Here is a 12,904-nt window from a genome sequence, read left to right on the forward strand (position 1 = left end):
CGATCATGAAACTGGCTCTGGCAAGTTCGCCGGCCTCCGTCGAACCGGCGCGGAAACAACCGGCCATTCAAGTCTCAAACCTGAGCATCGTTTTTGACACCCGCCGCGGGCAGACCATCGCGGTGGATCGCGTGTCCTTTGACGTGGCGCCCGGCGAGTTCGTTTGCATCGTCGGGCCCTCCGGCTGCGGCAAATCGACGGTGCTCAATACGATCGCCGGACTGGAAGTACCGTTTGAAGGCGACATCCTGGTAGAGGGCTCGCGTGTCTACAGCCCGCGCCCCGATGTCGGCATGGTGTTCCAGCAGCCGCATCTTTTCCCCTGGAAGTCGGTCCGCAGGAACATCGCCCATGGCCCCAGGATGCTTGGGAAGTCCAGGATGGAAGCGAATGCCATCGCCGACGATCTGATCGCGATGGTCGGTCTCAAGCGTTTCGCCGACGCCTATCCGAACACGCTGTCCGGGGGCATGCAACAGCGCGTAGCGATCGCGCGAGCGTTGGCCAATCAGCCCCGCGTGCTGCTGATGGACGAGCCCTTCGGGGCCCTCGATGCGCAGACCCGGGCGGTGATGCAGGACAACCTGCTCGAGCTGCGCGACCGGATCAAGGCGACGATCGTGTTCGTCACGCATGACATCGATGAAGCCATCGTGCTGGCCGACCGCGTTCTCATCATGAGCGCGGGGCCCGGCCGCATCCTGCGCGAAGTCGCGGTCAAGCTGCCGCGCCCGCGGTCGAGTTCTGTCATGGTCGAGCCAACCTATCTTTCCCTCAAGAAGGATTGTCTCGACGTCATCCGCGCAGAAGGGTTGCGGGCATTCAATCAGTCGGACGTGAGCTGATCGCCCAGAACTTGGAAATCGAGAAGCAGCCCGCAGCACGCTGGCATGGTTCTTGAATAATCGATGCCGGGTCTCACAGTGGAGCCGGCGATGCACAGGGCCAATAGCGCGATAGCGGCAGGCGTGATGCTGGCGGAGTCGGACAATCTCGTCAGGCCGCTGCCCGGCTTGCTGGACGGTCTCAACCGGGCTGATTGCAATCGGTTGCGTGCGATCGGACGCGAGAAGGCCCTGGAAGCCGGCCAACTGGTTTGGTCTCAGGGCGACACACAGGCTGGGATCTACCTGATCAGCGAGGGACGCATACGCAGCTACTATGCGGCGCCGTCGGGGCGCGAGGTCACGCTCGCCTACTGGTTTCCCGGCAACTTCGTCGGCGGCCCCGATATATTCGGAACGGGCCCGCACATGTGGTCATCGGTTGCGGCCGAACCCAGCCTGTTGACGTTCATGCCGGGACTGGCGCTGCGGCGGCTTGCGCTGGAATCGCCGGCGATCGCCGTCGCCTTGCTGGATGCCCTGGCATTCAAGGCGCGATGCTATTCGGCGATGGCCCAGATGCTCGGGACGCGCTCGGTGACCGAGCGGCTGCATAGCCTGCTGATCTTCCTGTCGCACGTCTACGGCGTGAAGCGCGGCGGCGAGATCGTCATCGGGATGCCGTTTACCCACGGCGATCTCGCCAATCTCATCGGATCCACCCGCCAATGGGTGACAGTACAGCTCGCACGGCTCCAAGAGGAAGGCGTGATCAGGTACGACAGATCCGTGATCTCGATCCTGAATCTTTCGATGCTCGAGCAAGAGATGGAATAGATTCCGCCTTCAGCCGCTAGACTTCAATTCGAACGCCGCTCGGCCTGCACTGGCCTCGAACCGCCGCGCCAGTCCGATCAGCGCGCGATCATGCCAAGCCGGCGCCAGCAGGGTCACGCCCATGGGCATGCCGTTCGGCAATGTCGCGTTCGGAACCGCCACGCCGCAGAGATCGAGCAGATTGGCAAAGTACGAGTAGTAGCCGAGGCGATTGTTGAGGGTGATCGGATCGCGATCCATCTCCTCCAGTGTGAACGGCCGCGGTGCGGTCGGGACCACCAGCGCATCGATACCCGCAAAGATCGCCTCGGCGTCGCGGCGAAGCCGGTGCAAACGGTGAATGGCACCAAATGTGTCGATCGCTGAATAGCCGGCGGCCGAGCCCAGCACGGTCCTCGTGACATCGAGCAGGGAGCCGGAATCGATGTCCATCAGCGAAGCGATGGCCGAGTGCCGCTCCGCGACCCAGGGCCCGCTGAACATCAACTCGCCGGCCTGGCGGAACGGCGCGAAGTCCACCTCGATCGCCGTTCCCCCGATCTGCGTGAAACGCTCGCAGGCACGCTCATAGAGCTCGCCGCATTCCGGCATGCCGAAGCATTCGAGATCGGCGGACGCGATGCGGCCGAAGCGGAAGGATGGCACCGTTCCCGTGGCGAAGGAAAAGGCCCTGGGCAAGCGGCTGTAGGGATCCTCGAAATCGAACCCTTCGATGATTTCGATGATCGCCTCGCCGTCGCTGACGGTGTTGCAGAATACCGAGACGCAATCGATCGTCGGGCAATTCGGCACCAGCCCGCGCGATGACACCAGCCCAACGGTCGGCTTGATTCCGACGATGTTGTTGAAGCCGGCAGGTATGCGGCCGGACCCGCCGGTATCGGTGCCGATCGCGAACGCGACGTGCCCGGCCGCCACGGCGACCGCGGACCCGGAACTGGAGCCGCCCGCAATATAGCGCGCATCGGCAACCGACGCGCAGGGGCCATAGGGCGAACGCGCACCGGACAGGCCTGTGGCGAACTGATCGAGATTGGTCTTTCCGAGGCAAATTGCGCCGGCCGCGGTGAGGCGTTCGACGCTGTGCGCGGAATGCCAGGGCGTGTAGCTGAACGCCGGGCATGCGGCAGTGGTCGGCATTCCCTCGACATCGATATTGTCCTTCACACCAAAGGGAATGCCGAGCAGCGGAAGATTTTCGCCCGTCCGCGCGCGCGCCACGAGCTTCCGGCATGCTTCGAGCGCCTCCTCCCGCGGGCGGAGATAGATCCAGCAATTGCGGTCGCGCTCGGCCTCGATCCGGTCATACGCCGCTTCGATCGCCTCCAGCGGCGGGGACGAATTCCCGGCAATGGTTTCGTGATTTGTCCTGGAGCGCGCGACAGACTGGCTCACCGAATATCTCCCTCTCTAACCGGCAGGCGCGAAATTGCGGGAGCTCTGCGCGGGCAACAAGCAATTAAGTGCTTCGCGCAAAATGGTCGGCCGTATCAGGATATCAGCGGCTCAAAGAAAAAGGGCGCCGTGCAGAAGCACGACGCCCTTGTCCTTAATCCGCGTACGATCAGTTGGTCTGCTGGATCGCCGACAATTCCCAGCCGCTGCCCGGACGGCGGGCGAAGGTCCAGATCTCGGTCGCCTCGCCCGGCTGCTCGCTGCCGGCGACAACCGCGCCGCTGTTGCGGTCCAGCGTCTTGTCGGTGAGGGCGAAGCGCAGCGCCACCGTGGCGTATTCGGTCTCGCCTTCGCGCCAGGCTTCCGCGAGGTCGCCCTGCAACAGCTTGACGTTGGTCACCTTGTTGACGACGTTGCGCGCGCGGTTCTGGCCGAGGTCCTGCTCGAAATAGGAGACCATTTCCGGCGTCGCGAGCGTGTGCAGCTTGGCCACGTCCTCGTTCGACCAGGCGGTCTGGACATCGCCGAGCAGGCGCTCGAATGCCTCATAGTCATCAGGCTTGATCTCGAGCGGTGCGTTGTTGGCGCCGAAGCCGAAGCCACCAAGTCCACCTCCGAGGCCACCGCCACCGAGGCCGCTGCGATAGTTCGTCTGCGGTCCCGGACCGGCACCTGCATCAGCATTGGCATAGGCCGCCTGCTGCGTATGCCGGCGCTGCCACCACGACATCGCCAGTCGCACCACGAGCACCACGAGCACGATCTGGATGATCAGGCCCAGGATCGACGACAGGCCGCCGAGGCCACCGAACAGGCCGCCGCCGAACAGCATGCCGAGCAGGCCGGCACCGAGGAAGCCAGCCGCAAGGCCGCCCATGAAGCCGCCGGCGCGGCCGAACAGGCCGCCGCGCGCGGGCGCAGCCGCAGCCGAGTTCATGCCGGCACCCGGTTGGGTGTAGGTCCGGTTGAACTGCGAGGTCGAGCCCGGCGCGGTCGTGGTCGAAGGCGGCGCTGAATAAGTGCGCGAGCCGCGCGAACCCGACGACATGCCACCACCGACGCGGGCGTCGGCGGACGAAATCACCAGCGCAGTCGGCAGCGCAAGCGCCAGCATGACGGCGAGGGTCTTGAAGAGAGTGCGGGAGCGTTGCGAGAAAGTCATGTGCGTTTCCCAAATCCCCGGCATGGGGACGTGCTCCTAAGATGGGCAGACTTCCCGAAAAGTGAAGCCGGTTTCGGAACTTATGGCTGCGGCCCTCAGTCGCGGGGATGTGGCAAAAGCCCATATTTGGCGGGGGTTTGGCCGGGAGCGCTGAGGAACCGCGGTCGCGGGTTACCGGCGGGTTTACGAGGCGAATTCCACTTTTTCCCCGTCATTGCGGAGAACGTGACGAGCGTGCGCCCTCATCCCGCCTTTGCCATCGTCTCCTTCACGGCCGCCACGAGCTGGCTGAGCGTGAACGGCTTTGGCAGGAAGTCGAATTGCTGGCCTTCGGGCAGGCTCTTCTCGAAGGCGTCCTCGGCATAGCCGGAGACGAAGATGAACTTGATGTCGGGATTCTTCTCGCGCATCGCCTTCAGCAGCGTCGGGCCGTCCATCTCGGGCATCACGACGTCGGAGACGACGAGATCGATCGCACCGCTCTGCTCCTCCAGGACCTCCATGGCCTCGACGCCGTTCTCGGCCTCGACCACGGTGTAGCCGCGCGAGCGCAGGCCGCGTGCGTTCAGCGCGCGCAGGCCCTCTTCGTCCTCAACGAGAAGAATGGTGCCCTGTCCGGTGAGATCGGTGCGCGGCTTGGCCTCCGCCGCCGCAGGTGCGGTCTCCTTCGCGGCGCCATTGGCCCCGCCGACCACTGCCGCGGGCTGCTCCTGCACCTCGGGCTCGGCGTGATGGCGCGGCAGGAAGATATGGAACGAAGTCCCCTGCCCCGGTTCCGAGTCCACGTAGATGAAGCCACCGGTCTGCTTGACGATGCCGTAGACGGTGGAGAGCCCGAGGCCGGTGCCCTTGCCCACTTCCTTGGTCGAGAAGAACGGCTCGAAGATCTTGTCGCGGATATCGGCGGGGATGCCGGTGCCGGTGTCGGCGACCTCGATCCGCACATAGTCCGCGGCCGGCATGCCCTTGTAGGCGAGCTTGGCCGCTTCTTCCGCGGTGACATTGGCGGTGCGGATGATCAGCTTGCCGCCGTCGGGCATGGCGTCGCGCGCGTTCACCGCGAGGTTGACGATCACCTGCTCGAACTGGGAGACGTCGACCTTCACCGGCCAGAGGTCGCGGCCGTGGATGGTCTCGTGCTTGACCTTCTCGCCGATCAGCCGGCGCAGCAGCATGGCGAGATCGGACAGCGCATCGCCGAGGTCGAGCACCTGCGGCCGCAGCGTCTGCCGCCGCGAGAACGCCAGCAACTGCCGCACCAGCGTCGCGGCGCGCGTCGCGTTCTGCTTGATCTGCATGATGTCCTGGAACGACGGATCGGTCGGCTTGTGCGCGTTCAGCAGGAAGTCGTTCGCCATCATGATGGCGGAGAGCACGTTGTTGAAGTCGTGGGCGATGCCGCCGGCGAGCTGGCCGACCGTCTCCATCTTCTGCGACTGGTTGATCTGGTTCTCCAGGGCGCGCCGCTCGGTGGTCTCGAGCATGTGCACGATGGCGGCTTCGGCGTCGTTCTCGGCGGCATCCACCGGCGTGACGAAGAACTGGCCCCAGCGCTCCTTGGTTCCTTCGAGCGCCACCTCGACCGGCGCGACGTCGGCCTGGCCTTCCGCGGCCTGGTTGATGGCCGTGATCAAGAGGTGCCGGTCGCGCGAATTGACCGCGCGGAAGATCGACTTGCTGGCGCTGTCGAGCCCGAGGGCCTGCCCGAGCTTGGCGTAGCGCGCGTTGGCGCGCACGACGTTGCCGCCGCGGTCGACGGTCGCGATCGCCATCGGGGTGTGGTCGAAGAAGCGCATGAAGCGCACTTCGGCGGCGCGGTCGGGATCGCTGCGCTCGTCGCGGGCGCGGCTGATGACGAGCGTGCGCGACGGCCCGGGCGCGCCGTCGGCGCCGAAGGCGAGCTTGTGATAGAGCCGCACCGGCATGGTCTTGCCGGTGCGCATGCGCAGGTCGATGTCGAAGACTTCCGTCTTCACCTCGCCCGGCACCGCCACGATCGCGGTGAGCAGCGAGGCGCCGTCGCCGGAGACGATATCGGTGAGCTTCAGCCCGCCCGAGCCGATCTCGGCGAGATCGTAGTCGAGCCAGTTCGCCAGCGTCGCGTTGACATAGGCGAGCTCGCCGGCCGGATTGACCGAGAAGAAGCCACAGGGCGCGTGATCGAGATATTCGATCGCGTGCTGGAGTTCCTGGAACACGTCCTCCTGGCGCTCGCGGTCGCGGGTGATGTCGGCGATCGACCACACCGCGTATTTCGCCTCGCGCTTCCCGGTGCCGAGCGGACGCACCCGCATGCGCAGCCAGCGGCCCTGGCTGCCGTCATGGCCGGAGATGCGCACCTCTTCCTGCTGCCGTTTTCCTTCGCGCGCGGCCTTGAGCAGCCGGAACACGGCTTCGGAGACGTCGGGGTTGCCGATGAAGACGCGCTCCACGGGCCGCACCTCCTGCGGTCCGCTTGCGCCGGTGAGCGTCAGATAGGCGGCGTTGGAATAGACCACGTGGCCGCGGGGATCGGTCACGGCCAGGCCGTCGAAGGCGTGGTCGGCAATGCGCCCCATCACGGGATCGTCGAGACTGCGGTCGACGAAGCGGATGATGCCGGCGGCGAAGGCGAACAGGTTGAACAGGCCGACCATCGCCAGCACGGCGAGGATGCCGAGGATATAGGGCTGCGCCTGCGCGCGCCCGAGCGTCATCAGCCCGACGGCGACGGCGACGAGGCCGGCGGCCACCAGGAGCACTAGCGCAATGCTGCCCGAGCGCGGCGACGGCTCGTGCGCCGCAACGGGCTCGCGTGTGAGGTCGTGGTCGGTCTCGGCAGTCATTTCAAGCTGGCACAGCCTGTCGGCAGAGAATCAACGCGCTACGGGGCGCGTGGGGTCCTCCCTGCCTGAATCGGACCCGCAGGCGCAAGGGCAGCAAGGGCGAAAGGTATGCTGATTCCCAGATTACGGCCATTTCCGGTACTTTTCGGGCATTTTATCCGCGTCCGGCACCGAATCCGTGCTTCAGCCGCATCACGTAACCGATGACCTCGGCGACCGCATGGTAGTGCTCGGTCGGGATTTCCTGGTCGATTTCGACGGTAGCATAGAGCGCGCGGGCGAGCGGCACGTTCTCGACGATCGGGATGTCGTGCTCGCGCGCGATCTCCCGGATCTTGAAGGCGAGGTTGTCGACGCCCTTGGCGACGCAGATCGGCGCCGACATGCCGCGCTCGTAGGACAGCGCGATCGAATAGTGGGTCGGGTTGGTGATGATCACGGAGGCCTTGGGAACCGCCGCCATCATGCGCTTCTTGGAGCGCTGCTGGCGCAATTGCCGGAGCTTGCCCTTGATGTGCGGGTCGCCTTCGGACTGTTTGAACTCTTCCTTGATCTCCTGGAGCGACATCTTCTGCCGCTGGAACCAGCTGCGATACTGGAAGAAATAGTCGCCGATGGCGATGATCGCGAGCGCCGCGACCACCGCGCCGAGCAGATGAATCGTCAGGCTGGTGCTGGCGCCCAGCATGGCGGCCGGATCGAGCCTGACCATCGCCTCCATGCGATGGCGCTCCGGCCACAGGACCACGGTCATGACCGCGCCGAGCACGACCAGCTTGCCGAGCCCCTTGAGGAAGTTCGCGGCCGCCTGCTTGCCGAAGATGCGCTTGAAGCCCTCGGCCGGTGACAGCTTGCTGAATTTGGGTTTCAGGGATTCGGCCGACCAGACCAGGCGGTGCTGGAGCACGTTGCCGGCAATCGCCGCCAGCACCAGCATCAGCAGGGGCACGCCGACCGCCGCGAGCACGGCGACCTCGATCTGCTGCATCAGCGCGAGCAGAGCCCTGCCGTCGGTCTTGATCATCCAGGAATTAGCAAGCAGGTTGCGCATCGGCGTCACCAGCCCGCTGCCCACCGAGCCCGAGAAGGTGGAGACCACGAGCGTGCCGCCCGCGATCATGAACCAGGTGTTGATCTCCTGGCTCTTGGCGACGTCGCCGCGTTCGAGCGCCTCTTCGAGACGCTTTTGTGTCGGGTCTTCTGTTTGACTGTCGGGATCGTTGTCGTCTGCCATCGATCACCTATTTGAGCGGCATCATCTGGTGCATGACACCGATGAAATAGTCGAGATACGTGCCCATCATCGCGGTGAGCACCACAGCGAGCACCAGGAAGCCCGCGAAGATCGACAGCGGCACGCCGACGAAATAGACCTGCATCTGCGGCATCAGCCGCGCCAGCACACCGAGCCCGATGTTGAAGACGAGGCCGAACACCAGGAACGGTCCGGAAAGCTGCAAGCCCAGGCTGAACGCGGCGGCAAAGGCGCGCGTCGCCAGCGAAGCGACGTCGCCGCTCGATACGGTCTCCCCGGGCGCGAAGATCGTGTAGCTGTCGTTCAGCGCGGCGATCACCAGATGATGGCTGTCGGTGGCAAACAGCAGCGTCACCCCGAGCATGGTCAGGAAATTGCCGACCAGCACGCCCTGCTGTCCCTGTGTCGGATCGACCGAAGTGACGAAGCCGAGCCCCATCTGCTGCGCGATCACGGCGCCCGCGACCTGAAGCGCCGACAACGTCACGCGCGCGGTCGCCCCCAGCACGATGCCGATCACGATCTCATGCAGCATCATAACCAGCAGCGGCGCGATCGAGCCCATGTCGACCTGGTAGGCGTTACGATGCAGCGGCAGGATGATCAGCGTGAGTAGCAGCGCGATCGCCAGCTTGATCCGCGTCGGAATGTTGGTCTCGCCCAGCCCCGGCAACAGCATCACCATCGCACCGACCCGGGCGAAGGCGAGCATGAAGGAAGCGGCGAGCGCCGGCAGCAGCGAGACGTCGATGCGCATGTCGGGCGCATTGTGCCTCAGCCGCCGATGATTCGCGACGAGATCCGCATCATGTGGGAATGGAGTGCGTCGGCCATGAACGGCAGCGCCAGCAGCATCGTGGCGAAGATGGCCAGTATCTTCGGCACGTAGATCAGCGTCTGTTCCTGGATCTGCGTCAGCGCCTGGAACAGCGACACGACGACGCCGACCACGAGGCCGACCACCATCAGCGGCGACGACACGATCACGATGGTCCAGATCGCATCACGCGCGACGTCGAGGGTTTCAGGTCCGGTCATGTGAATTCTCACTCTCGATTGTTTGTCGTCATTCCGGGGGCTCGCGAAGCGAGAACCCGGAATCCATCCAGCGGCATCGTCGGTAGCACCATGGATTCCGGGTTCGCGACTTCGTCGCGCCCCGGAATGACTAGGATCAATCAGATCGGCATCTTCATGATGTCTTCGTATGCCGCGATCACGCGGTCGCGGACCGAGACCAGCGTGGACACCGCGACGTCGGTGTCGGCGACCGCCGTCACCACGTCCATCACGTTGGCCTTGCCGGCGGCCATCGCCACCGTCTGCGCGTCCGACTTGCGGCCGGACTCCATGACGCTGCCGACGGCGTCTTTCAGGAGCGACGCGAAGGACTGCCCGCTCGCTTCGCTGCCCTTGCCGGCGCCGCTGTTCTCCAGCACGCGGGCGAGGTTGGCATAAGCATTGGCTGCGATTGTCGGTGATGCCATGGCTCAAATGTCCTGTTCAGCTCTTGAGGATGTCGAGCGTGCGCTGGATCATCCGGCGCGTCGCACTGATGATGTTGAGATTGGCCTCGTAGGACCGCTGCGCGTCGCGCATGTCGGTCATCTCGACCACCGAGTTCACGTTTGGATATTTGACGTTGCCGGTCGCATCGGCGGCCGGATTGTTCGGCTCGAATTTGGTGCGGAAGTTCGACTGGTCCGGCTTGATCCGGCCGAGGGCGACGACCTGCGCGTCGAGCGTGCGGTCGAGCGCGGAGGAGAAGGTCGGCACCTTGCGCCGGTAGGGATCGCCGCCTGATGTCTGCGAGGTCGAATCCGCGTTCGCGATGTTCTCCGAGATCACCCGCATGCGCCCGGCCTGCGCGCGCAGGCCGGAGGTCGCGATCGCCATCGAGCGGGCAAAGTCGCTGCTGTCATTCGCCATGATGCGCTTCCCTTAGCTCTTGAGCATGATCTCCGCGCAAACGCTCCGCGTTTGTCGCGAGGGAAAGCCGCTGCACACTTTTCCGGATCATGCCCTAGCCTTTGCCGATTGCGGTCTTGAGCAGACGCAGACTCTTGGAATACAGCGAGGTCACCGCCGCATAGTCCATCTGGTTGCTGGCGGCCTTCATCATCTCTTCCTCGAGATTGACCGCGTTGCCCGCGGGACGGGTCTCGAAACCTGCATTCCTGTTCTGGTCGAACGCCGAGGCAGCACCTGACGGCGTCATGTGGGAGCCGCTGGTGCGGGTGAGCGCCAGGGGGCCCATCGAGCCCGTGACCGCCCCCGCCTTGTCGAGCTTCGGTTCGACCAGGTCGCGTGGCCGGAATTTGGGCGTATCGGAATTGGAGACGTTCTCGGACAGGACGCGCTGGCGTTCCTGGTGCCACTGCATCTTGGTGCGAAGCGCCGACAGCTCCGGGAGGTCGTTGATAGACATCGTTGCGGCTCCTTCCGCCTCTCGGACCAAAGGCCCGAAGCTAGGCAGAATTTGCCGCGTGTATGGTTAACAGGTGGTTAAAGATGGCGTCGATGCATGTCCCTTGACGGAACACCACTTTGCGCCCCCCGTGATTCTACGCATCCAAAAGCGGCATTAACCCAACCGTTTGGCGGGCCATGCACAGGCCAAGAAGTCGTTTTGGATCGAGCGATTCATGGGTTATTAAGGGTTGGGGACGGCAAAACTTGCCGTGGGACGTTAAGAAATCGCAGTTTTGGGGCATCCCACGTCGATGGTTGGCGCGTCTGACCATGGGCACGAGAAAAGCGCCATTTGTCGGGGACAAGTATGCAAGGCAGCCCAATCACCTTCATCGTGGCGTTCATCGTCGTTCTGGCGTTGATCGGCGTCGCCGCATGGTTGGTTCGCCGATTCGCCACCAGCCGGCTCGGTGCCAACACCCAGCGCGGCCGGATGCCCCGGCTTGCCGTGATCGATGCCGCCGCGGTCGATGGCCGGCGCCGCCTGGTGCTGGTCCGGCGTGACAATGTCGAGCATCTCCTGATGATTGGCGGTCCCACCGACATCGTCGTCGAGCCCAATATCGTGCGGGCCGCGTCCGGCCGCGACCAGCTTCTGCAGCGTTCAAATGCCGCCGAGCCGCCGCGCCTTGCCCCGATGCCCGATACCAGCAACTGGACCGAAGAAGCCCCGCGGCCCGAGCTGCTCGATCATCCCGAACCGCAAATGCCCGAGCCGCCGCCGCGGCCGCGTCCCTCCTTCGCCGACGAGGTACGCCGGCCCGCTCCCGCATTGGCCGAGCGCCGCAACGAACCGCCACTGGCGGGCTTTCCGGCTGAGCCGATCCTGCCGCCGCGCCCCGAGCGCGAGGCGCGCCCCGAGCCGGTTCCGCCGCGCATCGCCCGCAGCGAGCCTCCGCTGATGCCACGTCCCCCGCGGCAGAGCGAGCCGGTGAAAGTGCCCCCGGTGCGGGCCGAGCGCGCGGCCCCGCCGCCGCCTTCCCCGCCCGTGCCGCAGGCTCCGCCCGTTCCGCCGCCGGCCCCCGCTCCTGCCGCGCCCTCGAACGCCGAGCAGAATCTCGCCGAGATGGCGCAGCGGCTCGAAGCCGCGCTGCGCCGCCCGGCCGGCGAGACGGTCGCACCTCCGGTTGCGCCCGAGCCGCCCGCGCCGCCGCCGCCCCGCGCCGCACGCAGCGAACCGCCGGCCCCCCCGGCTCCGCCCGCAAAGCCGGCCGCGGAGAAGACCAGCTTTGAAAATCTCGAAGACGAGATGGCCTCGCTGCTCGGCCGTCCGAAGCCGTCTTCGTGAGGCTGCCGGCCCTCCCGCGTAGAGTTGTTTTTCTTTCTGTCCTGATCGCCGCGGCTTCGCTCGCGATGCCTGCGCATGCGCAGGACATCAGCATCAATCTCGGCGGTCAGGGGGGCGGCGGCGTCACCGAGCGCGCGATCCAGCTCATCGCGCTGCTCACGGTGCTGTCGATCGCGCCGTCGATCCTGATCATGATGACGTCATTCACGCGCATCGTGGTCGTCTTGTCGCTGCTGCGCACCGCGATGGGCACGGCGACCGCGCCGCCGAACTCGGTGATCATCGCGCTCGCGATGTTCCTCACCTTCTTCGTGATGGGACCCGTCCTGCAGAAGTCCTACGACGAGGGCATCCGCCCGCTCGTCGCCAACCAGCTTGGCGTCGAGGACGCACTCCAGCGCGCTTCCGTCCCCCTGCGCGGCTTCATGCAGAAGAACGTGCGCGAGAAGGACCTCAAGCTGTTCCTCGATCTCTCGGGCGAGCCGCCGCCGGCCACGCCGGATGACCTCGCGCTGCGCATCCTCGTCCCCGCCTTCATGATCTCCGAGTTGAAGCGCGCCTTCGAGATCGGCTTCCTGCTGTTTCTCCCCTTCCTGATCATCGACCTCGTCGTCGCCTCCGTGCTGATGTCGATGGGCATGATGATGCTGCCGCCCGCAACCATCTCGCTGCCGTTCAAGCTGATCTTCTTCGTGCTGGTCGATGGCTGGTCGCTGGTGGCGGGAAGCCTGGTGCAGAGTTACGGGGGCGGATAACTGCCGCTCCATCCGCCGTCATGCCCCGGCTTGCCGTCTTCGCTGAAGCTACGCCGGCCGAGCGCCCCTGTGGGCCCGACGTAGCCTAGCG

Annotated in this window: 13 protein-coding genes; 4 read left to right on the top strand and 9 right to left on the bottom strand. The window is 65.3% G+C overall.

All coding sequences use genetic code 11. The features are described 5' to 3' along the window. The first annotated feature begins 5 nt into the window (after nucleotides 1-5). Nucleotides 6-845: an ABC transporter ATP-binding protein gene (locus AB7008_RS33280; protein WP_304490536.1), complete on the top strand. Its 840-nt coding sequence runs from the start codon at nucleotides 6-8 to the stop codon at nucleotides 843-845. A gap of 90 nt (nucleotides 846-935) precedes the next feature. After that, complete coding sequence (locus tag AB7008_RS33285) at nucleotides 936-1,661, top strand: Crp/Fnr family transcriptional regulator (protein ID WP_028158340.1); 726 nt, start codon at nucleotides 936-938, stop codon at nucleotides 1,659-1,661. A 9-nt stretch (nucleotides 1,662-1,670) separates the two neighbouring features. Here AB7008_RS33285 and atzF read toward each other — a convergent pair whose 3' ends face one another. From atzF to flgB, 9 genes are all read right to left on the bottom strand, one after another. Then, nucleotides 1,671-3,056, bottom strand: a complete 1,386-nt coding sequence (gene atzF, locus AB7008_RS33290; RefSeq protein WP_441260159.1) for an allophanate hydrolase — start codon at nucleotides 3,054-3,056, stop codon at nucleotides 1,671-1,673. 169 nt (nucleotides 3,057-3,225) lie between these two features. Further along, nucleotides 3,226-4,242 carry a Tim44 domain-containing protein gene (locus AB7008_RS33295; RefSeq protein WP_028158338.1) on the bottom strand — a complete coding sequence of 339 codons (1,017 nt, stop codon included), beginning with the start codon at nucleotides 4,240-4,242 and terminating at the stop codon, nucleotides 3,226-3,228. A gap of 218 nt (nucleotides 4,243-4,460) precedes the next feature. Next, the gene (cckA, locus tag AB7008_RS33300; RefSeq protein ID WP_041954759.1) at nucleotides 4,461-7,043 is read right to left on the bottom strand and encodes a cell cycle histidine kinase CckA; all 2,583 of its coding nucleotides are present in this window, start codon (nucleotides 7,041-7,043) and stop codon (nucleotides 4,461-4,463) included. A gap of 154 nt (nucleotides 7,044-7,197) precedes the next feature. Next, nucleotides 7,198-8,277, bottom strand: coding sequence for a flagellar biosynthesis protein FlhB (flhB, locus tag AB7008_RS33305; RefSeq protein WP_028158336.1), 1,080 nt, complete (start codon nucleotides 8,275-8,277; stop codon nucleotides 7,198-7,200). Between the two features lie 7 nt (nucleotides 8,278-8,284). Beyond that, the gene (gene fliR / locus AB7008_RS33310; RefSeq protein ID WP_304490537.1) at nucleotides 8,285-9,055 is read right to left on the bottom strand and encodes a flagellar biosynthetic protein FliR; all 771 of its coding nucleotides are present in this window, start codon (nucleotides 9,053-9,055) and stop codon (nucleotides 8,285-8,287) included. A 17-nt stretch (nucleotides 9,056-9,072) separates the two neighbouring features. Continuing rightward, nucleotides 9,073-9,336, bottom strand: a complete 264-nt coding sequence (gene fliQ, locus AB7008_RS33315) for a flagellar biosynthesis protein FliQ (RefSeq protein WP_014494021.1) — start codon at nucleotides 9,334-9,336, stop codon at nucleotides 9,073-9,075. A gap of 140 nt (nucleotides 9,337-9,476) precedes the next feature. Beyond that, complete coding sequence (gene fliE / locus AB7008_RS33320; protein WP_008142413.1) at nucleotides 9,477-9,785, bottom strand: flagellar hook-basal body complex protein FliE; 309 nt, start codon at nucleotides 9,783-9,785, stop codon at nucleotides 9,477-9,479. Nucleotides 9,786-9,801: 16 nt separating this feature from the next. Further along, a complete protein-coding gene (flgC, locus tag AB7008_RS33325; protein ID WP_441260160.1) occupies nucleotides 9,802-10,227 on the bottom strand; it encodes a flagellar basal body rod protein FlgC in 426 nt (141 codons plus the stop codon). 94 nt (nucleotides 10,228-10,321) lie between these two features. After that, entirely contained in the window at nucleotides 10,322-10,726 is a 405-nt protein-coding gene (gene flgB, locus AB7008_RS33330) for a flagellar basal body rod protein FlgB (protein ID WP_014494019.1), read from the bottom strand. Nucleotides 10,727-11,077: 351 nt separating this feature from the next. On the opposite strand from flgB, the gene AB7008_RS33335 reads away from it, so the two are divergent. Beyond that, nucleotides 11,078-12,058, top strand: coding sequence for a flagellar biosynthetic protein FliO (locus AB7008_RS33335; RefSeq protein ID WP_441260161.1), 981 nt, complete (start codon nucleotides 11,078-11,080; stop codon nucleotides 12,056-12,058). Continuing rightward, nucleotides 12,055-12,813, top strand: a complete 759-nt coding sequence (gene fliP / locus AB7008_RS33340; RefSeq protein ID WP_028158333.1) for a flagellar type III secretion system pore protein FliP — start codon at nucleotides 12,055-12,057, stop codon at nucleotides 12,811-12,813. The genes AB7008_RS33335 and fliP overlap by 4 nt, the downstream gene beginning before the upstream one ends. Nucleotides 12,814-12,904: the final 91 nt, after the last annotated feature.

Source organism: Bradyrhizobium sp. 521_C7_N1_3 (assembly GCF_052075975.1).
GTDB lineage: Bacteria > Pseudomonadota > Alphaproteobacteria > Rhizobiales > Xanthobacteraceae > Bradyrhizobium > Bradyrhizobium japonicum.